The organism is Paenibacillus sp. 01T442 (assembly GCF_056398345.1).
On the sequence record NZ_JBFTPF010000005.1, the window covers coordinates 72,974 to 97,581 of the forward strand.

At 46.1% G+C, this 24,608-nt stretch carries 23 protein-coding genes; 14 read left to right on the plus strand and 9 right to left on the minus strand.

Annotated elements, in window-relative coordinates; all coding sequences use genetic code 11:
- Positions 1-37 precede the first annotated feature (37 nt).
- Positions 38-1,063 carry a BMP family lipoprotein gene (locus AC1DLM_RS06890; RefSeq protein WP_441988212.1) on the minus strand — a complete coding sequence of 342 codons (1,026 nt, stop codon included), beginning with the start codon at positions 1,061-1,063 and terminating at the stop codon, positions 38-40.
- Positions 1,064-1,465: 402 nt separating this feature from the next.
- Here AC1DLM_RS06890 and AC1DLM_RS06895 point away from each other — a divergent pair, with 402 nt between their 5' ends.
- A complete protein-coding gene (locus tag AC1DLM_RS06895; protein ID WP_441988213.1) occupies positions 1,466-2,008 on the plus strand; it encodes a hypothetical protein in 543 nt (180 codons plus the stop codon).
- Positions 2,009-2,158: 150 nt separating this feature from the next.
- Here the strand turns inward: AC1DLM_RS06895 and AC1DLM_RS06900 are convergent, their stop codons facing one another.
- Positions 2,159-2,722, minus strand: a complete 564-nt coding sequence (locus AC1DLM_RS06900) for an MFS transporter (protein ID WP_441988214.1) — start codon at positions 2,720-2,722, stop codon at positions 2,159-2,161.
- A gap of 1 nt (position 2,723) precedes the next feature.
- Positions 2,724-4,154, minus strand: coding sequence for an FAD-binding protein (locus AC1DLM_RS06905; protein ID WP_477569510.1), 1,431 nt, complete (start codon positions 4,152-4,154; stop codon positions 2,724-2,726).
- A 682-nt stretch (positions 4,155-4,836) separates the two neighbouring features.
- Here AC1DLM_RS06905 and AC1DLM_RS06910 point away from each other — a divergent pair.
- From AC1DLM_RS06910 to AC1DLM_RS06925, 4 genes are all read left to right on the plus strand, one after another.
- A complete protein-coding gene (locus AC1DLM_RS06910; RefSeq protein ID WP_477569511.1) occupies positions 4,837-5,502 on the plus strand; it encodes a TVP38/TMEM64 family protein in 666 nt (221 codons plus the stop codon).
- A 75-nt stretch (positions 5,503-5,577) separates the two neighbouring features.
- Positions 5,578-6,246 carry a phosphatase PAP2 family protein gene (locus tag AC1DLM_RS06915; protein ID WP_477569512.1) on the plus strand — a complete coding sequence of 223 codons (669 nt, stop codon included), beginning with the start codon at positions 5,578-5,580 and terminating at the stop codon, positions 6,244-6,246.
- A gap of 40 nt (positions 6,247-6,286) precedes the next feature.
- Complete coding sequence (locus tag AC1DLM_RS06920) at positions 6,287-6,946, plus strand: class I SAM-dependent methyltransferase (protein WP_477569513.1); 660 nt, start codon at positions 6,287-6,289, stop codon at positions 6,944-6,946.
- A 132-nt stretch (positions 6,947-7,078) separates the two neighbouring features.
- Positions 7,079-8,110 carry an LLM class flavin-dependent oxidoreductase gene (locus AC1DLM_RS06925; protein WP_477569514.1) on the plus strand — a complete coding sequence of 344 codons (1,032 nt, stop codon included), beginning with the start codon at positions 7,079-7,081 and terminating at the stop codon, positions 8,108-8,110.
- A gap of 30 nt (positions 8,111-8,140) precedes the next feature.
- Here AC1DLM_RS06925 and AC1DLM_RS06930 read toward each other — a convergent pair whose 3' ends face one another.
- On the minus strand, positions 8,141-8,449 hold the full coding sequence (locus tag AC1DLM_RS06930) for a hypothetical protein (RefSeq protein WP_056608254.1): 309 nt from the start codon (positions 8,447-8,449) through the stop codon (positions 8,141-8,143).
- A gap of 117 nt (positions 8,450-8,566) precedes the next feature.
- Between AC1DLM_RS06930 and infC the strand changes: the two genes are divergently transcribed.
- The gene (gene infC / locus AC1DLM_RS06935; RefSeq protein ID WP_477569603.1) at positions 8,567-9,052 is read left to right on the plus strand and encodes a translation initiation factor IF-3; all 486 of its coding nucleotides are present in this window, start codon (positions 8,567-8,569) and stop codon (positions 9,050-9,052) included.
- 650 nt (positions 9,053-9,702) lie between these two features.
- Here infC and AC1DLM_RS06940 read toward each other — a convergent pair.
- Complete coding sequence (locus AC1DLM_RS06940) at positions 9,703-10,545, minus strand: C39 family peptidase (RefSeq protein ID WP_441988220.1); 843 nt, start codon at positions 10,543-10,545, stop codon at positions 9,703-9,705.
- A gap of 190 nt (positions 10,546-10,735) precedes the next feature.
- Here AC1DLM_RS06940 and AC1DLM_RS06945 point away from each other — a divergent pair, with 190 nt between their 5' ends.
- Positions 10,736-11,983, plus strand: coding sequence for a M48 family metallopeptidase (locus AC1DLM_RS06945; RefSeq protein WP_441988221.1), 1,248 nt, complete (start codon positions 10,736-10,738; stop codon positions 11,981-11,983).
- A 90-nt stretch (positions 11,984-12,073) separates the two neighbouring features.
- On the opposite strand, the gene AC1DLM_RS06950 is transcribed toward AC1DLM_RS06945, so the two are convergent.
- The 4 genes from AC1DLM_RS06950 to AC1DLM_RS06965 all read right to left on the minus strand — a co-directional run bounded on the left by AC1DLM_RS06950 (position 12,074) and on the right by AC1DLM_RS06965 (position 17,187).
- Positions 12,074-13,213 (minus strand): conserved virulence factor C family protein, encoded by a 1,140-nt coding sequence (locus AC1DLM_RS06950; protein WP_441988222.1) that lies wholly within the window; start codon positions 13,211-13,213, stop codon positions 12,074-12,076.
- Positions 13,214-13,503: 290 nt separating this feature from the next.
- Positions 13,504-14,091, minus strand: coding sequence for a guanylate kinase (locus AC1DLM_RS06955; RefSeq protein ID WP_477569515.1), 588 nt, complete (start codon positions 14,089-14,091; stop codon positions 13,504-13,506).
- A 153-nt stretch (positions 14,092-14,244) separates the two neighbouring features.
- The gene (locus AC1DLM_RS06960) at positions 14,245-16,281 is read right to left on the minus strand and encodes a DEAD/DEAH box helicase (RefSeq protein WP_477569516.1); all 2,037 of its coding nucleotides are present in this window, start codon (positions 16,279-16,281) and stop codon (positions 14,245-14,247) included.
- A gap of 210 nt (positions 16,282-16,491) precedes the next feature.
- Positions 16,492-17,187, minus strand: a complete 696-nt coding sequence (locus tag AC1DLM_RS06965; RefSeq protein WP_477569517.1) for a YhcN/YlaJ family sporulation lipoprotein — start codon at positions 17,185-17,187, stop codon at positions 16,492-16,494.
- Positions 17,188-17,466: 279 nt separating this feature from the next.
- On the opposite strand from AC1DLM_RS06965, the gene coxB reads away from it, so the two are divergent.
- From coxB to AC1DLM_RS07000, 7 genes are all read left to right on the plus strand, one after another.
- Positions 17,467-18,483, plus strand: coding sequence for a cytochrome c oxidase subunit II (gene coxB / locus AC1DLM_RS06970; RefSeq protein ID WP_477569518.1), 1,017 nt, complete (start codon positions 17,467-17,469; stop codon positions 18,481-18,483).
- Positions 18,484-18,510: 27 nt separating this feature from the next.
- Positions 18,511-20,385, plus strand: a complete 1,875-nt coding sequence (gene ctaD, locus AC1DLM_RS06975; RefSeq protein WP_477569519.1) for a cytochrome c oxidase subunit I — start codon at positions 18,511-18,513, stop codon at positions 20,383-20,385.
- Positions 20,382-20,996, plus strand: coding sequence for a cytochrome (ubi)quinol oxidase subunit III (locus AC1DLM_RS06980; protein ID WP_056608276.1), 615 nt, complete (start codon positions 20,382-20,384; stop codon positions 20,994-20,996). Before ctaD ends, AC1DLM_RS06980 begins: the two co-directional genes overlap by 4 nt.
- Positions 20,997-21,314: a cytochrome C oxidase subunit IV family protein gene (locus tag AC1DLM_RS06985; protein ID WP_441988228.1), complete on the plus strand. Its 318-nt coding sequence runs from the start codon at positions 20,997-20,999 to the stop codon at positions 21,312-21,314.
- Positions 21,315-21,412: 98 nt separating this feature from the next.
- Positions 21,413-22,270 carry a cytochrome c oxidase assembly protein gene (locus AC1DLM_RS06990; protein ID WP_441988229.1) on the plus strand — a complete coding sequence of 286 codons (858 nt, stop codon included), beginning with the start codon at positions 21,413-21,415 and terminating at the stop codon, positions 22,268-22,270.
- 16 nt (positions 22,271-22,286) lie between these two features.
- On the plus strand, positions 22,287-22,742 hold the full coding sequence (locus AC1DLM_RS06995) for a DUF420 domain-containing protein (RefSeq protein ID WP_171632365.1): 456 nt from the start codon (positions 22,287-22,289) through the stop codon (positions 22,740-22,742).
- 229 nt (positions 22,743-22,971) lie between these two features.
- A complete protein-coding gene (locus tag AC1DLM_RS07000) occupies positions 22,972-24,591 on the plus strand; it encodes an extracellular solute-binding protein (protein ID WP_441988230.1) in 1,620 nt (539 codons plus the stop codon).
- Positions 24,592-24,608 lie beyond the last annotated feature (17 nt).

Consider the following 24,608-nt stretch of genomic DNA (forward strand, 5'->3'; position numbering starts at 1 on the left):
GTCTCCAAGTCAAACATATATGCGATTATGATACCAATTATTTTACTGGATTTTCTACTTTTACTTTACCAGAAACGATATCATCACGGATAGCTTTAACCTTCGTTACAACATCTTGTCCAACAAATGGACTTAGTGCTGAAGTTGTTTCTCTTGTAACGAATGTAAGACCAACGCCATCTTCTTTCAAGCCGTAGTCAACAGCGCCGAATTTGAACGTGCCATTTACGAAATCTTTCACAGTTTGGTAAGCAACAGCATCTGTACCTTTCAATTGGGAAAGTACGATGTGCTGTGGATCTGTTAACGTACGGTCAATGTCTTGTCCGGAAGTATAGAAGCCTTTTTCTTTCGCTGCTTCAAATACACCAAGATCGCCTACTGCGGATGCGCCTGCGATGAAGTCTGCGCCTTGCGAGAATTGTGTTAGTGCCAATTCTTTCGCTTTCGCTGGATCCGTGAAGCTGCCTACATAGTTAACGATGAACTTGGCATTCGGATTCGTTGCTTTCAAGCCCTCTTGGAAACCAACTGTGTATTTCTTGATAAGTGGGATATCAACGGCTGCAACCATACCTACAATGTTTTTCTTCGTAGAAAGACCAGCTGCTGCTCCAAGCAAGTAAGCTGCTTCATGTTCACGGAAAACAACGCTGCGAACATTCGGAAGATCAACAACGGTATCAATAATCGCGAAGGATTTCTTCGGATTCTCAGTTGCTACTTTTTTAAGTGCATCCTCAGCTGTGAAGGAGCTTGTAATGATTAGATCATAATTATCAGCAATGGCTGCGCGCAGGTTTTGCTCAATCGCGCTTGCATCTGCGGATTCTACCGTCTTAACGGTAACACCAAATTCTTTGCTAGCTTTCTTAACACCCTCATCCATTTGTGTGAAGAATGGGTTAACACCGATTTTCTCAGGCGTTATAAGGATAATCTTTTTATCTGATTTAGCGGCTGGTGCACCGGATGCTGCAGGTGATGCTGTGTCTGTTTTGGCAGCCCCACAACCCGTTAGTAAGACAGTTGCGGCAAGAACGGAAAATATAACTTTTTTCATGATGTATCTCTCCCCTAATCTATTTATGTATGAATTAACCAATGACATGACTATATCCTACTAAAAAACTCGGATATAGTCAAAGGGGTTATTTTCCAATTCGACAAAATCACCCAAAATTCTACAAAGTCGAAAGCCTAACGGTTATTATACTAAAATGTACGGGCACAATCCATCTATTTCAATTAAATACCAGTTGTTATTGGTGAAAGTCAGAAATCTGAATCATGGATAGTGTAGCTGAACATCGGTTACTCGCCAAATGAAGAAATGTTTATCACCCAGTAGAACGAGATATAGGCAGGATAAGCGTGAGACATTAGTATAAGTGTAAGCGCTTAAACATGCGCTAAATTTGGAGAAGAGGGTGATTCATTGATGCGTGGAAAAAGGAGAGGGAGCTTGGCATTGATCATGGTTATGCTAACGAGCTTATTGCTGCCTCTAGGTTTGGGAGCTGTAAGCCCGGCTGTGGGCCAGGCGGAAGAGGTGAACGTGATCCAGAATGGCTCGTTCGAGAATTTGACGCCGACCGTACAGCCGGGATGGACGACGAGAACAGCGGACAAATGGGGCATATGGGTGGATACGACGGTTACGACTGTCGCTCCGATCGTGACGGTAGATACGATTTATCATCCCGATGGCTTAAGATCATTGAAAATCAGCTCGCCTGCTCCGAACAAAAGCCGACTGACAGTGAACCAAGGCAATATTCCTGTCATACCTAACCAAGAGTATCGGATGTCGGCCAAATTCAAGACACAAGTGTTGACAGGCGATAACAACACATATGGTGTCAACATTCGTGCTGTGTATTTAAATTCGACAGGGGGAGTCATAAAAACTGACTACATTACACCTGAGAATACACCTGTTCGTGGGAATATCACGGATTTCAAGACGTACAAAATAACGGGAAAACATACAGGTAATTCCGCGTAAATCCCCAATTTTAGAGAGATAAATGGAAAGCATGCAGTTATTTCCATCCGATAACTTCAGAAACACTAAAAACTCAAAAATTGCCTACCTATTTTCCAGTTATTCTTCTAAATCCAGCTGAAATAGGAAAAATAACGGGAGGTTTTCCAGTTATTGTTGCGTGTGGTTGTTACTCTCCATCGTTTCTTCACGCATTCGAAGTGTCATCCACGCACTCCCTCCGTAAATGAACGCACTCACGTAAAACAAGACATCAATCGTTAGCCAGTCAATGATATAACCGCCTATAAGGACAGCAAATCCAGATGCTACGGATGTCCAAAAGTGGTAATTGCCAAGCGTACCGCCGCGTTTTCCCGGCTTAGTCCCATCAGCAAGCAATCCCCGCTCGCTCATTTTCTGCATGGCATTACATACACCCATGAAAGCTTGGAGAAGCAAGACGATGCCGTAAGAAGGAATCCAAGGGAAAATGAGCATCGCCGCCATCATGCCCAGGGAGCTTCCGGCCATGAGCTTTTTCGAGGAGCGGTCTATGAGCTTGCCCAGCCAAATGGCGGATGCTGCCGAGCTTATTGTGAATATGGCAAAAGCGAGGCCATATGCGGAATACGTACTGCCGAGATTTTTCAGAAACAACAAGTAATAGGGATATATCATCCCCGCCGCCAATGTTGCTAAGCTTTGGGATTTGATGAGCATACGCACATTCATTCTAGTGCCCCCTATAATCGTCATAGAATTGGTTCATGAAAAGATGCTGTGGGTCCCACTTGTCTTTGGCCTGGAAGAAGGTTTCCGCTTTTGGATATACCGCCCGGAACTGATCGACCGAAGGGAAGGGGGCATAAGGCAAATAATAGGATCCGTTTAATGGAATTAATTCATCGTTAATCCGCCGGATTCCATGGGTCATAAGAGCTTGCGCCGCTTCACTTAGCGGGGTATTGAACAGACAAACGAGGGCGAACATGTCACTTTTCGCATACGAAAGCGCCGCTTCCTCATCCTGATTGACGTATCGAACCGTAATATTTAATAGGTTTAATTGTTCTTCTTGGAGGATAGGCTTTATGCCGTTAATAAAGTCACTGAAATGTTCTACGGGAACAAAGAATTCTTGGAGAAGATCATTTTTGGTATCCGAGCTATAATCCATAAAATCAGATTCGGATCGCATAGCGTTGTTACGAGTTAGGATTGTGCTGTGACCGATAAGGAAATACCGCTGTAAGTTCCAAAAGGCATTCTTCCCCCAATCAAAGGATCGATTGACTCCAAATAGAATTTTCAAAGGCAGCACATAGCTGTCATTCAGCTTTAACTTATTATAATCAGTAAGAGGAAGATCAGGTCGAGCTCTGTAATTTGTAGCATACATTTCCGTTAAGAAGGTGTCCGGCGCGACAGAAATACGTGCGAGATGCATGTGGATGTTGGGATTTTGCTTAACCTGGTTAAGGAAGTAGTCCGAATAGGCTTCTGTCGTCATTGTTTCACTTGTCATCTCGTACACTTCGTCATCTGTAAGCGATAAAGTTACATCCAAGATGACACCGAATAGGCCGTATCCACCTAACGCCAACGGGAATAGCTCCGTATTTTCAAATCGTGAAACATTTCTTATTTGGCCATCCGCCCCCAATAGCCGGAAGGATTCGACTGAACTAATAAGTGAGCCATTCCGAATGTCACGGCCATGTGCATTGACGGAGATCGAGCCTCCGATGGTAAAAATATTTTGCGACTGCATGGTCTTCACCGCAAGCCCATACGGATTGATATACTTCTGTACATCTGCCCATGTGGCACCAGACTGAACGGTAATTGTCTTGGCMTTCTCGTCAAAGGTGAGGACTTTATTAAATGGGGTCATATCCAGCACAATGCCGTCCTTGTAGTATGTATGCCCGCCTTGGCTGTGACGTTGGCCGGCAATTGAGATCTTGAGCTCTTTCTCCCGTGCCTCTCTTACAATCTCTTGAAGCTGCTTTATTTCCTGAGTTGGAATAACCCTCTCAATCTTCACAGGTCGAAGCTTACTGTAATCCGATCGCAAGAAGGGATCCTCACCACCGACTAAGGTCCTTGCATACTGCCAGAGGCATAGCGCAGTTAATAGAAGTAGAACGACAATCTTCTTCATATGCGTTTCTCCCAACTTGTTGGACATGGCAAATGGTTGCGGAGGCTGACTCCTTTGAAAAAGAAGTCCTAATATATTCTTATAGTGTAAATTCCTACCTTTCGATGTGTCAATTGAAATAAGATTACTTCAGCAATGCAACATGGGAGGTGCTTGTCCTGAGTATACGAGTCAAACTAGCAATTGGAACAGCGGGATTATCGTTTATTTCTTTTTTCTTATTATCTAATTTATTAGGCATGATTTTTTTCATAATAGGAGTTTGTTTAAGTGTAAGTAGTTTAAAAAGCAGATATGCCAAATTGGCGCTAACGTTAAACCTATTCGTTGGTGCCTTGCAGGTAGTGCTTATTGTTTATTTGGTTTTTAACTTTAGCTCAATTGATTAATTGATGGCGGGAAAAATGTGGGGGTTGGCGAATATCGGAAGAATAAGCAAGCTTAATTTGCTTATTCTTCTGAATTATCGAGGCTTCTGAGGAATAAAGAATTACGTGATCATAAGGTGTCTGACGAGGCATCGAAAGGGAACGAGGTATGCGTGGCGTGTCTAAAAACTGTCTTAAAACGGAAGGGAACATATGACCATCAGTCAAGTTGATATCGACTAGCATATTTGTGTAAGATGGAGGAAAGTTCCGCCTGCAAGTTTTGGGAATCAGGAGTATGAAGGAGGCGAGCMATGGCGCGTTCAAAGCCGCTTTGGTTGCTAATTAGTTGGTTTGTTGTTGCTATTCTGGGACTACTCGTATTGAAATGGGCAGGTGTATGGGAACATGTAGATCTGAATTGGGTCACGAGATGGCTTCGTGATTTGGGCCCGCTTGGGGGTCTGTTGTATATCCTGGCGTATACGCTCAGGCCGTTGGTTTTGTTCCCGGCAACACCTTTGACTCTCTATGGGGGCTATGTATTTGGCGCCTTGTGGGGGACTATCTACGATATTATTGGTGCAGGTGCAGGGGCCTTGCTGTCTTTTTACATTACACGCAAATGGGGCCGCGGCAGCTTTCAACGCATATTACGAAGCCCTAAGCTGCTATCTTTTGATCAAAAAGCGGAGGAAAAAGGCTTCATGGTGGTGCTGTATATGCGACTTATGCCTTTTTTTCCATTCGATGGGATCAGCTATGGCGCTGGCTTATCGAAGATCCGTTTCTGGGACTATACGTGGGCTACATTCATCGGCATTATTCCGGGAGCGATTGTGTATAACGTTTTTGGTGCTTCCTTAAATGATATCTGGTCATGGAAGTTTCTCGGAGCCGTAGCGATGTATGCGGTTTTTGCTATCGTTCCACTGATTATTAAGAGAAGACAAGGGCGCAAAGTGCGCCAAGCAGCGTAAGAATAGGTAAGCATAGACGATTCGCCGTGGGAGGGCATGAAACAGATGAAGGGGAAAGTAGGAGTAAGTCATGGAATGTGGAGAACAGGGGGAGCAGGTGCTCTGCTCCTTATTTTCATTGTGTTGTCGCAGAGTATTTCGGCGAAATGGTTACAAGCTTTTGATCAACATGTAGGCGGTTACATTCAAGATCAAAGAGGTGATACATGGACGCCTGTTGCAAAATTTTTCACATTTATGGGAAGCGGATCCACGGAATTTATTCTCTTTTTTATAGTTGCAGGACTGTTGTATTTTAAATTCAAGCATAAGTGGGAAACCCTTGTTCTATTCGTTGGCGTGCTAGGTGCATGGCTGCTAAATTCGGGGTTGAAAGATCTCATTAAACGTGATCGTCCATCTGCTGAGCGATGGCTAGTGGAGGTGGATAGTTTCAGTTTTCCTAGCGGTCACGCGATGGTCTCCATACTCTTCTACGGTTTGCTTGCCTACTTATTATGGGTGAATGTGCGACAAACATGGAGAGCGGCTTGGCTGATACCACCAGTTGCTGTTTTAGTCATTCTGTGTATTGGGCTTAGTCGTATTTACCTCGGTGTGCATTATCCAAGTGATGTACTGGCTGGCTACTCAGCTGGTGGTCTCGGGCTTATCGGCTGTATGTACGCAATTCGCACAATTAGACGCAGGAGAGTCATGACACCCACGCAGAAAGGGAAATCCACATTCTCGGAGAATATGTAATAAATAACATTATATATAAATGATATACGGGGGAATGTGCATGGCTATAGATACATCTCGCTTTTTTACTTATGAGGATACCAAGAATCAAGACATCTTTTATCGGTTGCCTGATCATTGGTGGAGTAGACATTATGAGTACATTTGGGCTTCCMATTTTGTTGAAAAAAGTGATATTGTTCTAGATGCTGCATGTGGATTAGGTCATCCCTTTAAGTATTATTTAGCGGACAAGTGTAAAGAAGTGTACGCTTGCGACATGGATGAACGTATATTAGATTCAAACGAAATTATCAAAGAGCTGGAATATTATATTGGGAAAGAGAATATAGATCAAATTAACCTGCCTATTTTAAGTATTCCTAAATTCGCTGTTTCTGACATTTCAAATTTGCCTTATGAAGATGCTAAGTTCGATGTAGCCTTCTGTATTTCTGTCATGGAGCACATCGAAGACACAGAGGTGCAGCTTCGTTCCCTGCAAGAGTTTAAGCGGGTTTTGAAAGATGACGGCAAATTGATTATTACCGTTGATTATCCGGATGTAGATGTTGAAAGCTTTCTAAGTTTGATTGCGGCTTCGGGGTTGCAATTGGTCGGAGATCATGACTTTACGAAACCTGATAATGCGATTACATCTGACTATTATGGCAGGGACTTATGGTGTATTCGATTTGTACTTGAAAAAATAAACCTCTAAAATAACGACTACGGTAATTACACACCTCAAAGGACAACGCCACATCGGTTTGTCCTTTTTTCTTTTGTGAGCCGAGCGTTGTATAATTATGATTGTCATCATCAGTAGAAGACTAAGAAAGAAGGGATGACCATGCTAAAGCTAAGTATTCTTGATCAGTCACCGGTATCATCCGGCTTTACCCATAGTGAGGCATTACAACAAACGATTGCGTTAGCGCAGGTCGCTGATCGACTAGGCTACACCCGATTCTGGGTGTCAGAGCACCATAATTCAGCAGGGCTTGCAGGTTCTTCTCCAGAGGTGCTCATATCCACGCTTGCTGCTCGCACAAGCCGCATACGGCTTGGCTCAGGCGGCGTGCTGCTTCCTCACTACAGCGCCTACAAGGTCGCTGAGAACTTCCGTATGCTCGAGGCGCTCTATCCAGGGCGCATCGACCTTGGTATCGGGCGTGCACCCGGCGGCACGCCGCATACGGCCAAGGCGCTGCGTGGCGTCAGCGCCGATCTGTTCGAGGGACTTGAGCGGTTCCCTGCGCAAGTCACGGATTTGCTGCGGTTCCTCACCGACTCGGTGGAACCTGGGCATGTGTTCGAGGGCATCCGTGCCACCCCTTTGGTGGCTTCGATGCCCCAGGTGTGGCTGCTCGGCTCCACCGGGCAGAGCGGGGTGTATGCGTCGCAGGCAGGCGCAGCCTTCTGCTTCGCGCACTTCATCAACGGCGCGGGAGGTCAGCATGCGGTGCGAAGCTACCGCAGCTCGTTCCAACCGTCCGCTCTCAATGTCGTGCCGCAGGCGACGGTCTGTATTTATGTGCTGTGCGCCGAAACGACAGCGGAGGCAGAGGAGCTTGCGACTTCAGTTGATTTGCGTATTCTGCAAATGGAAAAAGGCGAGTTCACCGGAGTGAAATCGCCGAAGGAAGCTGCGGAATATACGTATTCCGATTGGGATCAAACCCGTGTGAGAGACAATCGCTCACGGATGATCGTGGGAAATCCTGACCAGGTCAGGGAACAAATCCTGCGTCTAGCCGAAAGCTATGGTGTCGACGAAGTGATGGTCGTTGCAGGTGGACACCAAGTGGAAACGAGACTGCGCACCGTGGAGTTGTTGGCGGAAGCTTTTGAACTCAGCCATCAGCATAGTTACGTGATCTAAGAGGCCAAGGCCAGACGAATGAGAAATCGTCTAGCGCGTGCGCTTCGGCCGTTTATCGATTTCTTGCGTCACAATGAACGCCAGCTCTTCATTGCCAAAGAGGGAAAGCACGCCAAGCAACGTGTCATCCGGCACTTCGCCGGCTTCCTCTTTCGGCACCGTTAGTTCAAGAGCTTTCTCAAGCGCTTCATTATTCGGTTGGTCTGGATACGCGCTATGATAAAGTGCTGCGGGGTCCAGACCATGGTTAATACACCACTGTGCAAAAACCAAAATCATCATATGCTCTTCACGTTTGTAATTTTCGATCATTTGTTCTTCTAATTGTTTATTATTCATCGGGTAACAGACAGCTCCTTATACAACGATTGCAACACGCGTAATAATTAGGCCAACCTCTATCCACCTACGGGTGGATGGGTTCATTATAGCGAAAGATTAGGTGTATTCACAATGATTATTAAGAATGAGAAAATCAAAGCTTCCGAAGTCCAGGTAACGGGGCTGCAGGGTGAGGATTTAGGTGTAATGTCCACGAAAGATGCGCTTGCTCTTGCCAAAAAGTTAAAGGTAGACCTCGTCTGCACCTCGCTCATGAGCAGCCCGCCTCCTTGTAAGCTGATTGGAGCAGGCGCAGCCAAACAGGAGGCACTGCAAGAAAAGCAGCAAGCCCGTAAGCAAGAGCAGGGCCCGAAAGTCAAGGAGTTTCGCTTGACGGCCAATATCGAGGATCACGATCTCGAGACGAAGCGTCAGCAAGCTGAGCGCATTTTGAAGGGCGGGGACGCCGTCCTGCTGGTCGTTAAGATCTCCGGCAAGGAAGGCGCGAAAGCCAAGGAATTGCTGGAAACGCTGGTCAAGGAGCTTGGCTCCCACGGCAAGAAGCATACCGGCATTCAACTGAGTGGCAAGCAAGCTGCTGTTCAGCTGGATCCCTTGTGAAAAAGCATGGACAACCCTTCGGGGATGTCCATGCTTTTGTGGTGGTGGTGGTGGGAACGAAGTAAGCGAGTAAATTGCTTTCGATGCTGTTGAAATTAACTGGGCTACAGAAGCTAGTCATACTAGTCTAGCAATTTGAGCTACCATGCAACTCCAGCACCCAAGCTACCCAAACTACTCCAGCTACTCCAGCTACTCAAACTACTCAAACTACTCCAGCTACTCAAGCTACTCCAGTACCCAAGCTACTCAAACTACTCGAGCTATCCAAGCAACTGCAGCTACTCAAGCTACTCAAGCACCCAAGCTACTCAAACTACTCGAGCTATTCAAGCAACTGCAGCTACCCGAGCAACTCAGCAACACAAAAACTAATGCTACTCATGCAACTCCAGGAACTCCACGTACTCTCCCTTTTCCTCAAAAGTGCAAAAATACAACCTTTTCTACTAATTTATGGTCGAAATTGGAAAATGCGTGCAAATAGGCAACCTTTTTAACGAATTTCAAGATAATTTCCTCAAACCGCTCTAAATTGATGCCTATTTGCATCAATTTCCAATTACGGAGGGGGAACTTATTTCAAAGGTGCTCTTTTGCATTTTTGACAGTACTAGAGTCCCCAGAAGATTAAAGTGAATGCCACAAACTCATCCAATAATCGTGATGGCCTGCGAACCCATGAACTCCCATGCTTCCTTGAAGGAAGCGAGTGGATAGGCTTCTTGTTCACCCGTCATCGGGTCGTTCAAATAAGCATAATCATCATCCCAGCCAGTTAGTAGTAGGGCATGCTCTGGCTGATACCACGGGACAAGCTCACCCGTCTCATCCTCCCACTCCAAGTCGAAATAAGGGCTGTCCATATGCTCAGTTGCCCAAATCATGGCAGGGTTGCCTTTGGCAATGACGCCAAGCAAATCCTCGAAGGAGGTTCCTGTCAGATCACGAACGTGACCAGGTAACCATTGGTTCATCAATTTAGCGACTGGGGTATGATAAATCCCATAGCCGATATCAAAAGGATCGCCAACGAAAACATCTTTGGGATTTGCGCCAACAAAAGCACCAAACTCATTCTCATAGGGCATATCTCCCGTTGGCAGAGCATGAGCCACTTCTTCCTTCGTTATCGGCAGTCCGGCCCAATTCAGCAGCATGGTCGCAGCGACAGCTTCACAACCATTTGGCAGCTCAGGAAGCTGTGAGAGCGCGGGAACCGATTGTATTTGAACATGATGCTTAGTGAGCGTAGGGGCTTCATCAGTGGATGTCTGGTTAGTTGTGGATTCCGCCTCGGCTACGACAGCTTCAATGGGTGAAGGAATTTTCGTTGCGGTTTCCCCTGCAAGATGCTGATCTGCAACTTTTCCCTTAGGACTAGATAGCGTGAGGAGTTGTTTCGCATCGGGGGAATTTGATTTTATAAGTAGAATAACTGTAAAGCTGGACAAAGCCAGCACTAGCAATGTGAGCAATTTCAAATTCTTCATGTAGCACGTCCGTTCCTGTCAATGTTCTCATTACATCATGGGAAGATGGAGAATGCAAGACATGATATCCAAAATATGCCTTGAGACACATACGCTCCTGCCTTGCTCGCATAGACTAAGTAAACAAGCTTATCCAAACTAATAATCTCTTTCTAAGATGAGCCTATCAAGATGAACGTGGAGGCATGGGATGAAACGTTTCTATTTGTGGAGTACAGTTGCTTTTGCTTGTTATGCCGTTATCGTGATTTTATATTTCTTAAAAGGGGATTTATTTCAAATCCCTATGGCGTTAGTTGGTTCTGTGGCGGATCCGAATACGTTTATGACCCATGCAGAAATTGCCAAAGCAGAGACACTTTCAAGGATTCATTCGTTAACCTTCTTTTTAAGCGCTCCCCTGCAAATGGGTGTGACCGTGGCTTTATTCGGCATAGCTGTCAGCTTCCGTCAACTCGCGGAGAAAGTATTCCGAGCTTCTTTCCTGCAAATGTTCCTTTTTGTGGTGCTTTTTACCCTCGTCATGGACGTGCTATTTCTTCCCATCGATGTGTTTCTATTCAAAATCGACCAAGCCTACGGTATATCCAATGAGACGCCTATCATTTTCCTAAAGGATTATGTAAAGACATTTCTCATAGATATCGTAGGCACGATAATCATGGTAGGGATTTTCAGATGGATCAGTAAGTGGAGCCCTAAGCGGTGGTGGGTATGGTTGTGGTTAATTTCAATTCCATTAATCTTATTCGTCACGTTTATTCAGCCTGTGGTACTGGACCCGTTGTTCAATCAGTTCCAACCACTTCAAAATCAAGAATTGAAAACGCAAATTCTTGATCTTGCAGCCAAATCACATATACCGACCGATCAGGTTTACGAGGTTAACATGTCGGAGCGGACGAATGCCATTAACGCTTATGTCAATGGGATCGGCGGGAACGCGCGCATTGTGCTGTGGGATACCATTTTGAATAAATTGCAGCCAGATGAAATCTTGACGGTGATGGCGCACGAGATGGGACATTACGTAGAACGTCATATTTATTGGGGAATAGCCTATGGTGTTGCACTCAGTTTAGTTGGCTTCTGGTTGGCTTTCCATGCGTACCGGCTAATCTTAAAACGCTGGGGATCACTTTGGGGCATGCGAGGGGAAAGAGATCTAGCCGCACTACCAATTCTTCTTCTGCTCATCTCGCTGATGAGCTTCCTGTCATCACCAGCTCAGAATGCGTTCTCAAGGGTGATCGAGCATCGAGCAGACATCTATGCGATGCAGATGACGGGGGATGGGGATGCAGCAATTCGCGCGTTTCAGCATATCGCCAAAGAAAATCTCAGTCCCGTTACTCAGCCTAAACTGGTGCAGTGGTTCCGCGGCTCTCATCCGACGATTGAGGAGAGAATTGTGTATTTTGAGCGGTTTAAGAAGTAGGAAAGTTTACTAGGCAAAATCCAAAAAAAAGCACGAATGTCAATCTCCMCGCTTGGGGAAGAGGACATTCGTGCTTTTATGATTACTCGGCTACTCATTTCTGCGTGTCATTTGCTGCCAAACAGATCCTTCAGCGGCATGACCGCCTTCGATACGCTCGAGGGCAATCTTAACCTGCATCCGCACCTCGAATTCGGGATCGTCTGCCGCTTGCTTTAAGTCAGGAAGCACGGAGTCGTCCCCGACTTCATAAAGGAAGCGGGCCGCGCGCCAACGGACAAGCTTGTTACGGTCTTTCAGTGCCTTGGCCATCGCCGGGATGGCGGCGGGGTCGCCAAGATCGGACAGCGTATCGCCTGCCGTCCGACGCACAGAAGCTGTATCGTCCTCGAGGGCGCGATACAGATAGGGCAGTACCTCGGGTTCCTTGATATCCCCGAGGTACACCGTGGCCAGTCGCCGAAGCGACGTGTTCTCGTCCTCCAAGGCATGGACGAGAAGCGGCAGCGTCTCAAGCGACGGCTGGATCTTCTGAAGCGCGGCGTAGCGCAGCTTCCAATCGCTGTGTCGCAGCTGCTCCTCGGCTGCGACTAGATCCCCTGTGGCAGCCTCCTCCACAGGGGCATCCGTGGTCTCCTGCATCGCGCGGGAGACCAGTTCTTCGACGCGGGCATCGTCGTAAGAAGCGTCCAGTTCCTGGACGACTTCGCCCGCGATGTCCCCAAGCTCGCCGTAGCGGACGCCGAGCTCCTCGAGCTTCCGCTCTTTGATCAGGTTCGGCGAAGCCGTACCTGCGCGCACCGCGGCTTGCGTGAAGCGCTCCGGCATAGCGACGCGCGCTTCTTCTGAGCCTGCGCGTACCCTCACCTGGAGCGGAATACCGCGAAACATCTGCACGAGCACTTGCGCCTCGCCAAAGGCGGCGTCAGAAGCAGGCTGCTCGGCTGGCAAGCCAGCGCCAGCCGTTGGCTGCGCTTCGCCATAGATCTCGCGCGCCTGCGCCAGGATGAACTGCCAGTCACCCTTCGAGCTACGGTCTACCGCGATGAAGTCGGCTGCATGGAATATGCTGATAACGCCAGGTACAGCAAGCAATTTTTGCACTTCTGAAGGAGCGCCTGTCAGATTCTTTTTCGTATACGTTTCACGCACACCAGCAGGTAAGGACTCATCCATATTGAGTTTCATGGAGTTGGGGCTGGGTGTAGGTTCGATGGATATGATTTTCATATTGTTCAACTCCTTGGTAGGAACGGACCATTTACGAAGCCGTTCATTCGTTAGATGAAAAGGCCCGGACGGGGGACCGTCCAGGCCTTATTTCGGCAGCTAGTTCTAGAGGTAGTTCAAAAAATCCACTTTTGATCACGAAGTAGGTTCAAGAAGCGAATTCGACGTCGAATATTGAATTCACCCGGAAATTCCGGTGCTCACGTAGCTTTCACTACGCTCCGCTCCTCATTTCCTAGCTTCTTTCAATCTTCTCGGTGCTGAAAACCGGACTTTTTGAACACGTGCTTCTAGTCTAAATCAACCAGATTACGATTCAAATAGTGATCMAAAGTTTTGGTAAGATCAAATACCGTATGAGCCAAGTCCACATTTTCAAAAACATGATCACATTGGTCACGGTAGGCTAATTCATTTTCGTAGTCTGACAAATATTTGGAGGCGATTTCTTCGGAATCTCCGCTTTCTTTCATCCGCTCTTCAAGTGTGTCTCGCTGGGCATAAATGAAGATTTGGACAACGCGGTCGCCATATAGCTTTTTGAGCGTTTCGGCACCGAAGCGGTTCAAGATCAAGTAGATGCTGCCGCTTTGCTGGAACATAAACTCAATATCGGAGTTTTTGATTCCATAGAGATGGTCATTCACAGTACTAACTTCAATGAATTCGCCGCCAGCTTGTGCTTGCACAAATTGAGCGGGTGAGATGAAATGATAATCTTGACCATCTTCCTCTGTTGCTTTCGGAGGTCGTGTGGTGTACGAAATCACTTGTTTCATCCCCAGCGTGGAGCCGGACATTTCCGCAACGGTTTTTCGGCCTGCCCCGTGTGGGCCAGTGAATACAAAAATCATTTCCTTATCCTTTAATGCGTACATGGAACATACCTCCTTTGATTGGATGGGGGGTAAATCCTACGTGCGAGCACGGGTTGAAACGATTTTTATGAAATAGAAACTGAATAAACCATACCTATATCTTACATCGTAAGGCTTCATCGGTAAAGACTTGGATGAAATCGCTTCATAAGCCTAGCGTTTGCTGCCGCCGCCGCGAGTGCCTCTTGGTGCACCTCCACGAGCGCCGCCTTGCCCACCGCGTGGGCCGCTTGGTCTGTCGCCGCGCGGTGCACCGCCGCGTGAGCCGAAGCTGTCGCCACGAGGTGCTGCGCTGCGCGCACCACGCTCATCACTCCGTCCGCGAGGAGCGCCGCTCGTGCGAGCGCCGAAGCCCTCACCGCGAGGAGCGCCGCTCGTGCGAGCGCCGAAGCCCTCGCCGCGCGGAGCGCCACCTGTGCGAGCGCCGGAGCCCTCACCGCGAGGAGCGCCGCCTGTGCGAGCGCCGAAGCCCTCACCGCGAGGAGCAGCACCGCGTGCTGATCCGTCGCCACGGCCCTTGCCGCCGCGAAGCGTGCGAGACGCACTAGCGGCGTCATCACGACCTGCGCCGGCGTACTTGTTGTATGGCGAGTAGGACTTATCGCCATGTGGAGCGGAACGCTTGCGCTCTGTACCTTCACCGCCACCGTTGTAGGAACCGGTTACGCGTGCTTTGGCAGCGCCAATGTTCGCTCCGCGAGCTGGAGCCGAATTCGTAGTTGGCGATTCGTGAACAACGGTTGCACGTCCCCACGTATTCGGGCTACGTTCCGAGTTCACTTTAGCCGGTCTTTCGCCTGAACGCCCAGCACCAGCTGAACCTCCGCGTGAGCCGAATTTGTCGCCTTTGGAACCAAAACCTGTTTTCCGCTCGCCACCGTACTGAACGTTAGCGCGATCGCCACGCAGCTCACGTGCTCCAGGTCTTCCCGCACGTCCACCGCTGCGTTGTTCTGGCGAACCAGTGCGGTCATTGCGTCTGCCACCGCGTGAGGAAGCACCGACTCCGCCTTTGCGTGCAGACCCTCTGCCTTCTTGCTCGATGTAATCATCTGTTTGGGAACGAACAACACGTCTTTGCTGTCCATCAGCACCGCGCAATGACATTTTGATACCTTTTTCGATAAGCTCGATCGTTGGCATATCTCTTTGCGTTGCGAAAGTCACAGCAACGCCTGACTCACCGGCACGCCCCGTTCTACCAATCCGATGAATGTAGCTTTCGGCATCTTGAGGTACATCGTAGTTGAAGATATGCGTTACGCCTTCCACATCTAAACCACGAGCTGCGATATCCGTAGCGACTAAGAGCTCGATCCGGCCTTCTCTGAAACGCTTCATCACTTGCTCACGTTTCGCTTGAGACAAGTCACCATGCAGCTCATCGGACATTAAACCGATTTCTTGCAGCGTTTCATTGAGCGCAATCGCTTTGGCTTTGGTCCGACAGAAAATCATCGCAAGATAAGGCCTATATTGTTTAATTGCTGCAATAAGAGCGTCTTGTTTATCACGATCAGTCGTAGGGACTAGCACCTGCTGAATCTCAGTCAAAGTGACTTGTTTACTTTGAATTTTTATTTCTTTTGCTTCCTTCATATAAGCCTTAGACAGATTGATGACCTGTTCGGGCATAGTCGCAGAGAAGAGCAACGTTTGGCGATAGGGAGACGTTTGCGCAATGATATCCTTGACTTCATGCAAGAAGCCCATGTGCAACATTTGATCTGCTTCATCTAAAACGAGTATTTTCAATTTATAGAAGTTGATAGAACCGCGGCGAAGATGATCAAGCAATCTCCCCGGTGTTCCTACTACTATATGTATGTTGCCTTGAAGCTTTCTAAGCTGTTTTTCTACATCTTGCCCGCCGTAGGCAGCTAGAACCTTCGCACCTGTGATCGGGACAAGGGTTTTCAACTCATTGCTGATTTGAATCGCTAATTCACGGGTAGGAGTAAGAATAAGCGCTTGAACATCCGAGCTTTCTACATCAATTGTTTCTAATATAGGAAGTACAAAGGCAAGGGTTTTACCTGTACCTGTTTGAGCTTGTGCGATAACGTCCGAACCTTTTAACAATACTGGAATCGCTTCTCGTTGAATCGGGGTCGGTTCTACGACACCTTGATTTTGCAAAACTTGAACTAATTGTTCTCTAATACCTAATGAGGCAAATCCATTTGACATGGGTAATTGGCCAGCTCCCTTTTTCCTTCTTAGTAAAGACGATTCCCTCATTGTACAGGAATGAAAGACAAATGAAAACAGGAGCCGACCCACAAGCAGAAATAAACTACTTTATTAATAGAAGTTTTACATGCTGGTTGTGCTCCAAAAGGCGTAGTAAGACCTCCTATGAGAAGTAGAGCTTCTTCTAGGAGGCCAGCCCTAATTAATCTAGTCCTGAGGTAGCGATTGTGCCGTTCCAAACACACGTGTCACCGTCTGATTGAAGTCGGTTAGAAGAGGCATAAGTGAATGACCTTTCCAACTTTCCTGTGCGTAGTTATTCATTTTATTAAGGAAATCTCGATTTGCCGAAATATAGACATCCATCAGATCGGGTTTAAGAACGCGAAGCTTCTCAGCAATAGCTTGTTTAAACGGATGAGAAAGTAAATCATGATGCACAGCTGTTTCATAGCTATTGTAACCTTTATTTAAATCATTAGACGGTAGGGAATCGTCATAGGGATTATTACCATTGTAAAAACCCTTTTGCGTTCCTTGATTATTCGTCTCTTTTGTCAAACCCTTCGTGCCAACTGCACTGCTATCCATCATTAAGGCAACATACGCATTCTGATTTGTAATCATCACTAAGGCCGTATTTACGCCGTCCATGGTATGCAGTTGATCCGATAGGTATTGACTGTATTCCAACTTGGTATTGTTATGTGTGACTGGGCCGGAGAGTTGTTGTACTTGATAGGCACGGTCCATCGCGTCTCCCTTTTTGACATTTGCGCCAAAATTCGAGCTAGTAGAGTTATTTGGATTGCCTCTGTACTCTTTTCCGCTAGAGCCACATGCGGATAATGTAAGCAGGAGGAATATGATTCCACAAATCGGAAAACCTAACTTCCTGAACATAATTTACAGACCTCCTAAAAGCGATTTGATGTCTATAGGATGAGATGTTTCTGTCTAATTATTCGTCTTCACAAATAAAGGCATTTATGCATAAAGAGGTGGGTGTATGGAAATAACCATGAAGGGAAATATATCGCTACAGACGCTGTTTAAGAACAATTTGTGAACTCTCCTACAGCGATTGACAAAAAGTTTTCACGAATTTATAGTTATTAAAGTGAATTGACATGGGCATGGCCTTCGTGGTAAAAATATTGTTTTAAAAGTGGGGTTGATACAATGAGTCAATTGAAAAAGTTCTGGCGTCTGCTACCCCTTCTAGCGGTGATGACGCTCATGCTAACTGGGTGCGGAGACCCAACCTTATCTGCTTTAGTGCCAAAAGGTCCTGTGGCGACGGAGCAGCTTTATTTAATGAAATTAAGTCTCTTTATCATGATTTTTGTCGTAATTGTCGTATTTGCGATTTATGTGTACGTTTTAATTCGCTTTCGCAAGCGTAAAGGCGACGAAAGTATTCCGAAACAAGTCGAAGGAAGTCATGTTTTGGAGATTATCTGGACGGTAATTCCAATTCTCTTGCTGTTAGTACTTGCGGTGCCAACAGTATCTTACACGTTCAAACACTCCGAGAATTACAACAAGAACAAAGACGCTATCCATGTGAAAGTCACTGCACATCAGTTCTGGTGGCAGTTTGAATATCCAGACCTTGGTATCGCAACTGCTCAACAGCTGGTGATTCCTAAGGATAAAATCATTGCCTTTGATGTCGTTTCAGCAGACGTATCCCATGCTTTCTGGGTACCATCTCTTGGTGGTAAAGTCGATACGAACCCAGGTATCCGTAATACGCTTTACTTGCAAGCGGATGAAATTGCAACGTTCCAAGGTAGATGTACAGAGCTTTGCGGAGCTTCCCATGCTTTGATGAACTTTACCGTTGCGGCTAAGTCTGAAGCAGACTTTAATGCTTGGGTTGCGAAAATGAAAGCACCTTCTACCGTGCCAGCATCTGCTCAAAAAGGTGAAGAGCTATTCAAAGAAAACTGTATGTCTTGTCATGCTGTTAATGCAAGCGGCCCTGGGGTTGCTCCTAACCTTAAAGGCTTCGCAGATCGCGACACTCTTGCAGGTATCTTAGAGAAGACACCTGAGAACTTAGCATCGTGGATACATAATCCGCAAGAACTGAAACCGGGTAACAAAATGCCAGCTTTCGGTAAAGAAGCAAACGGTAAATTAGATGACAATCAAATTAAAGATATTGTTACGTACTTACAAACATTGAAATAAACTCTTGATGTAAAGGAGGTTCATACGTTGGCTCACTCTCATCCAGTAAAAAAACATACCGGGCTTATGGATTGGCTTACAACCGTCGATCATAAGAAAATCGGTATCCTGTATTTACTAGCGGGCGGCTTCTTCTTCCTCGTAGGGGGACTAGAAGCGATCTTAATTCGGATACAACTCGCTTATCCAGATCAACATATTTTTGTTGGAGATTCATTTAACCAATTAACAACGATGCACGGAACAACGATGATTTTCTTTGCGGCAATGCCGGTCATCTTCGCTTTCATGAATGCCATCGTTCCTCTACAAATTGGTGCAAGGGACGTTGCGTTCCCATTCGTTAACTCGCTTGGTTTCTGGTTATTCTTCGCCGGCGGCGTGCTAATGAACACTAGTTGGTTCTTAGGTGGAGCTCCAGATGCGGGTTGGACAGGATACGCACCTTTATCCTCGATCACCGATTCAAACTGGGGGGCAACTCTTGAAGGCAACTTGCAAGGAACGGACTTCTACGTTCTTGGTTTACAAATTGCAGGTATTGGTACGCTAATCGGGGGGATTAACTTCCTCGTAACGATTATCAACATGCGTGCTCCTGGGCTTACATACATGCGTTTGCCAATGTTTACTTGGTCTGCTTTTGTAACTTCAGGTTTGATCGTTCTTGCTTTCCCTGCAATCACGGTTGGATTGGTTGAGCTAATGTTTGACCGCATCTTCGGTGGTGCATTCTTCGATGCAGCCAGAGGCGGTAACAACGTACTTTKGGAACACTTGTTCTGGATTTTCGGGCATCCCGAAGTTTACATTTTGATTCTTCCAGCTTTCGGTATTATTTCTGAGATCGTTTCTACTTTTTCGAAAAAACGTCTGTTCGGATACAGCTCCATGGTATTTGCAACAGTGCTAATTGGTTTCTTAGGCTTCATGGTTTGGGTTCACCATATGTTTACAGCAGGTCTAGGCCCCGTAGCGAACTCGATCTTCGCGATTGCTACAATGGCGATTGCTGTTCCAACAGGTGTGAAAATCTTCAACTGGTTGTTCACACTTTGGGGTGGGCAAATCCGCTTCACAACAGCGAATATCTTCGCAACAGCGTTTATTCCAACATTCGTTATGGGTGGAACTACAGGGGTTATGCTTGCTATTCCAGCAGCTGACTTCCAATATCACGATACGTATTTCGTAGTAGCGCATTTCCACTATGTTATCGTTGGTGGTCTAGTGCTTGGTTTGTTCGCAGGTCTTTACTACTGGTGGCCGAAAATGTTCGGTCGTATGCTAAGTGAAGGCTTAGGTAAATTGCATTTCTGGTTATTCTTCATCGGTTTCCATTTGACATTCTTCCCGCAGCATTTCTTGGGATTAATGGGTATGCCGCGACGCGTCTTTACGTATCAACCAGGATACGATCTCGAAGTCGGTAACTTAGTTTCAACGGTTGGTGCGTTCTTGATGGGTATTGGTACGTTGGTGTTCCTCATCAATATTATCACTACAGCAAGAAAACCAATGACAGCTCCTGCAGATCCGTGGGATGGACGCTCCTTGGAGTGGACAATTCCATCACCTGCACCTGAGTATAACTTCAAACAAACTCCGCTTGTTCGCGGTTTAGATGCTTTCTGGAAAGAAAAAATGGCTGGTAACAAGCAAATGACACCAGCTGAGCCAATTGGTTCGATCCACATGCCTTCGGCATCGATCTTACCGCTTGTGATGTCTGTTGGTTTATTCATCGCTGGTTTTGGTTTTATGTACAAAAACTTCTATGTAGCTGGTGCAGGTATCGTAGTTACTTTCATTGCCATGTTCTTGCGTTCCGTATATGACGACCACGGTTGGCATATTGAACCAGAAGAACTTGAAGACGATCATAAGGGGGTAAAGGCATGAGTAGTCATCACACGGGCGCACTGCCTGCTAATCCGGAAACGGCTACCCTCGAAGGGAAAAATAAAGTTCTTGGCTTCTGGCTTTTCCTTGGCGCAGAGGTTGTGTTATTCGGTTGCTTATTCGCAACTTACATTGCCCTTCGGAACTCAGTTCCGGATGGCCCAACAGCTGAAGAGCTTTTCAAGCTCAAAACAGTTGGTTGGTCAACGTTTATTCTCTTAACGAGCAGCTTGACGAGTGTATTCGCAATTATTGCGATGCACCGTCAAAAAGTAGGTCAATTGCTAGCTTGGTTAGCAGTAACTGTTTTGTTCGGTCTTTCGTTCTTAGGAATGGAGATCTACGAGTTTTACGAGTATGTGCATGAAGGACACAAGTTTACAACAAGTGCTTTCTCCACCTCGTTCTATACGTTGGTTGGTTTCCACGGTGCTCACGTAGCATTCGGTGTTTGCTGGATCACACTGTTGATTTTCCAAGGACTTAAGAAAGGTCTTACAGTCGTTACGGCACCTAAGTTTTATGTCGCATCCCTGTACTGGCACTTTATCGACTTAGTCTGGGTATTTATCTTCACAGTTGTTTATCTGATGGGGAAGGTGGGTCACTAAATGAGCAGCAATTCTCATGATACACACGCACCTAGCAAGCGGGTTAAACACGATTCACCTGTAAATCACTATTTGACTTACATTATCTCGATTCTACTCACGATGTTGGCATTCGCTGTCGTACTCTACGGAGATTTGGATCGTTCGTTTATCTTAATTTTCATCGTATCCCTCGGGATCGTGCAGGCACTCGTTCAGTTGCTTTTCTGGATGCATGCCAAAGAGAGAGGACATTTGTTCCCTCTAATCTTTATCTTTGCAGGAGCGTTCGTTGCTCTTACTGGCGTATTCATGGCCGTATATTGGGTTTGGTGGTAAAAAGGAAGAAGAGGCAACTTTGTCTAGACAAAGTGCCTCCTCTTTGTTTAAAGGGAGTTATTCGGATATAGTCAGCTTGAAAGGAGAAAGATGCAGGTATGAGTCAGATTGGTGGATTTTTTGATTTGTGGAATCCTGTTTTATTGTTGATCGTCATTGTAATCGGATATAGTTATGGTCGCTTTGTCGTGAAGGGAAATGGGAGCGCTGCGAAATCAGAGCCAATTTCGATCTCACAGCAGCTACTCTTCTACGCGGGGTTAGTCTTATTCTATATTGGGCAAGGAAGTCCAATAAACTACATAGGGCATCATTACTTGTTCAGTATACACATGCTGCAACAAACGATTCTTTACTTGATTGTACCGATCTTCATTTGGCTAGGAACACCGGCTTGGTTAGTTCGTTCTTGCATGAAAAATACCGTATTTCGCGGTCTATTTTCCTTCTTTACTCGGCCTCTGATCGCATTGTTCATGTTCAATATGCTATTCTCCATCTACCATATGCCGTTTATTATGGATTACTTGATGAAGAATGATGTACCGCTTCTTGCTTATCATACGTTGCTCTTAGTGACGGCCTTTATTATGTGGTTTCCAGTATTTTGTCCGCTTCCTGAGATGAATCGCTTGAACGATTTGAAGAAGATGGCGTATATTTTCGGAAATGGTGTGTTGTTGACACCCGCATGTGCGCTTATCATTTTTGCGGATTCAATTATCTACGATATGTATAACAACGTCACTGTTCCTTTTGCTCATTTGTCACCGCTCGATGATCAACAGCTCGGTGGTGTCATCATGAAGATCTTGCAAGAGATTATCTATGGTGCTACATTAGCTTATATTTTCTTCCGCTGGTATCGCCGAGAGCGCAAGGATGAGGATGAATTGGATCCTATTCCATCACAAGATAGCTTGAATAATCAAGGCGGGAACTGGAATCGCGCTTAGAGAGAGGATTAGAAAGATGCACATATTACCCACGATTTCTACGATGTTTATTGTGATTAGTGCCATTTTTGTTGGATTCGGATGGTATCATATCGTCAAAGGAAACCGGGATACGCATGAAAAGCTGATGGTTCTAGGCGCGATTTTCGCTTTAGCCTTTTTCATTATCTACATGTCCCGTACCTTATTTGAAGGAAACACGGCGTTCGGCGGGCCGGAGAGCTTAAAGTTGCCTTATCATTTGTTCTTGTTCTTCCATATTACTTTGGCTACTATCGGAGGCGTTCTTGGCCTCGTTACACTATGGTTCGCTTACAAAAAGAAATTCCTCAAACATAAGAAAATCGGTAAAGTTGCGGCGATTGTATGGCTGCTAACAGCGCCAACAGGCGTTATGGTTTATGTCTTGTTGTATGTCTTGTATCCAGGCGGAACAACGAAGCCAGTTATTGATGCCATTTTCGGTTTGTAAAAGGTTACATATAGCGCGGAATGATGTGAAATATCATCATTCCGTGCTATTTTTTTGTCTATAAGAGGGCTGATTTTGTGATTTCGTCCATTGGATTGCGGAAATCAACAATTCGACATGACGAAATGACCATGTCATTCTTCATATTGCTCATAGGTTAATCCGATGGAATCCCCTACGCTTAAGGAAGAGATGCATCTCACCATAACATGTAGTGGAGGGTCAATGAATGAAGAAAATTTTAGCTTCAACCATGATTGTCATGATGATGGGGACAGCGATTGCCTGTTCCTCGAAAACGGAAACAACGACGACAACGAGTGAGTCACAATCACCAGCAACAACAACAGCGACTACATATCCGATGACAACGGATAAAACACTGACCTACTGGGGTGAGTTGAATGGGAACTTAACAGGTGTGAAAACAACACATGCCGATGTCCCCTTTTTCCAAGAGTGGCAGAAAAAAACGGGAGTTCCGCTTAAATTCTTAGCGCCTCCGACAGGACAAGCCAAAGAAGCGCTAAACGTGATGCTTGCATCCGGCGATTTGCCAGATATGATCGAATACAACTTCTTGAGTGATTTCCCAGGTGGACCTGAGAAAGCCATTAAAGATGGTTACATTTTGAAATTGAATGATCTGATTGATAAATACGCGCCCAACCTGAAGAAATATCTCAAAGAGCATCCAGACGTCGACAAGATGGTGAAAACGGATAACGGCAGCTACTATGCGTTCCCTTTCATTCGTGGAGATGAGTATCTACAGGTTTTTCAAGGCCCGATGATTCGTAAAGACTGGTTGGATGAGTTAGGACTTCCTGTACCTGAAACGATTGATGACTGGACAACGACTTTGAAAGCTTTTAAAGAAAAGAAAGGTGCAGCCGCGCCATTATCCTTTATCAGCAAACCAAGATTTTTCAATGAATCGTACAATGGTGCATTCTTAGGCGCATTTGGCGTGAATCGTGGATTCTATTTGGAGAATGGGAAAATCAAATTCGGACCGTCGGAAAGCGGCTTCAAAGAGTACTTGAAGACGTTCCACCAATGGTTTCAAGATGGCTTGCTAGATAAGAACATCGCTACGGTGGATACGAAAGCCTTGGATGGCAGCTTTGCAACGGGAGCGACAGGGGCAAGTATTGGTAACGCAGGCGGCGGAATCGGCAAATGGCAGCCACTAATCCAAGCCAAAGATCCTAAAGCACAGCTGGTAGCAGCGCCATATCCGGTACTTAAGAAAGGCGATACGCCGAAATTTGGTCAAAAGGATAACCCGTATTCCTCTGGAGGCATTGTCGCGGTAACGGCGAAGTCCAAGAATCCAGAATTAGCAGTTAGGATGCTGGATTATGGTTACAGTGAAGCTGGTCACATGTTCTTCAACTTCGGAACAGAAGGTGTCAGCTACTCGATGGTGGATGGCTATCCGAAATATACGGACTTACTGATGAAAAATCCAGATAAGCTAGCTCCTGCACAAGCGATGTCCATGTACATTCGCGGCAGCTACAACGGTCCATTTATCCAAGACAAGCGTTATGCAGAGCAATTCTTTGTACTGCCGACCCAACGCGATGCTATCAATGTGTGGAAGAAAACCGATACAGCCAAATACAGCTTGCCGCCGCTTACGCCTACTCCGGAAGAAAGCTCCGAATACGCGAAAATCATGGGCGATATGAATACGTTGGTGGATGAAATGACGCTGAAAATCATTTTGGGCAACGAGCCTGTAGATGGCTTTGAGAAGTATGTGGATAAAATGAAGTCCTTGAATTTAAGCCGCGCTATCGAGATTCAACAAGCAGCACTTGATCGCTATAACAAGCGATAAGTTTCGTTAAGCAGGAA

Coding starts and splice junctions, on each gene's coding strand:
- AC1DLM_RS06890 (WP_441988212.1), bottom strand. CDS start 1,063: ATGAAAAAAGTTATATTTTCCGTTCTTGCCGCAACTGTCTTACTAACG.
- AC1DLM_RS06900 (WP_441988214.1), bottom strand. CDS start 2,722: ATGAATGTGCGTATGCTCATCAAATCCCAAAGCTTAGCAACATTGGCG.
- AC1DLM_RS06910 (WP_477569511.1), top strand. CDS start 4,837: ATGGCGCGTTCAAAGCCGCTTTGGTTGCTAATTAGTTGGTTTGTTGTT.
- AC1DLM_RS06915 (WP_477569512.1), top strand. CDS start 5,578: ATGTGGAGAACAGGGGGAGCAGGTGCTCTGCTCCTTATTTTCATTGTG.
- AC1DLM_RS06925 (WP_477569514.1), top strand. CDS start 7,079: ATGCTAAAGCTAAGTATTCTTGATCAGTCACCGGTATCATCCGGCTTT.
- AC1DLM_RS06930 (WP_056608254.1), bottom strand. CDS start 8,449: ATGAATAATAAACAATTAGAAGAACAAATGATCGAAAATTACAAACGT.
- AC1DLM_RS06940 (WP_441988220.1), bottom strand. CDS start 10,545: ATGAAGAATTTGAAATTGCTCACATTGCTAGTGCTGGCTTTGTCCAGC.
- AC1DLM_RS06945 (WP_441988221.1), top strand. CDS start 10,736: ATGAAACGTTTCTATTTGTGGAGTACAGTTGCTTTTGCTTGTTATGCC.
- AC1DLM_RS06950 (WP_441988222.1), bottom strand. CDS start 13,213: ATGAAAATCATATCCATCGAACCTACACCCAGCCCCAACTCCATGAAA.
- AC1DLM_RS06960 (WP_477569516.1), bottom strand. CDS start 16,281: ATGTCAAATGGATTTGCCTCATTAGGTATTAGAGAACAATTAGTTCAA.
- AC1DLM_RS06965 (WP_477569517.1), bottom strand. CDS start 17,187: ATGTTCAGGAAGTTAGGTTTTCCGATTTGTGGAATCATATTCCTCCTG.
- coxB (WP_477569518.1), top strand. CDS start 17,467: ATGAGTCAATTGAAAAAGTTCTGGCGTCTGCTACCCCTTCTAGCGGTG.
- AC1DLM_RS06980 (WP_056608276.1), top strand. CDS start 20,382: ATGAGTAGTCATCACACGGGCGCACTGCCTGCTAATCCGGAAACGGCT.
- AC1DLM_RS06985 (WP_441988228.1), top strand. CDS start 20,997: ATGAGCAGCAATTCTCATGATACACACGCACCTAGCAAGCGGGTTAAA.
- AC1DLM_RS06990 (WP_441988229.1), top strand. CDS start 21,413: ATGAGTCAGATTGGTGGATTTTTTGATTTGTGGAATCCTGTTTTATTG.
- AC1DLM_RS06995 (WP_171632365.1), top strand. CDS start 22,287: ATGCACATATTACCCACGATTTCTACGATGTTTATTGTGATTAGTGCC.
- AC1DLM_RS07000 (WP_441988230.1), top strand. CDS start 22,972: ATGAAGAAAATTTTAGCTTCAACCATGATTGTCATGATGATGGGGACA.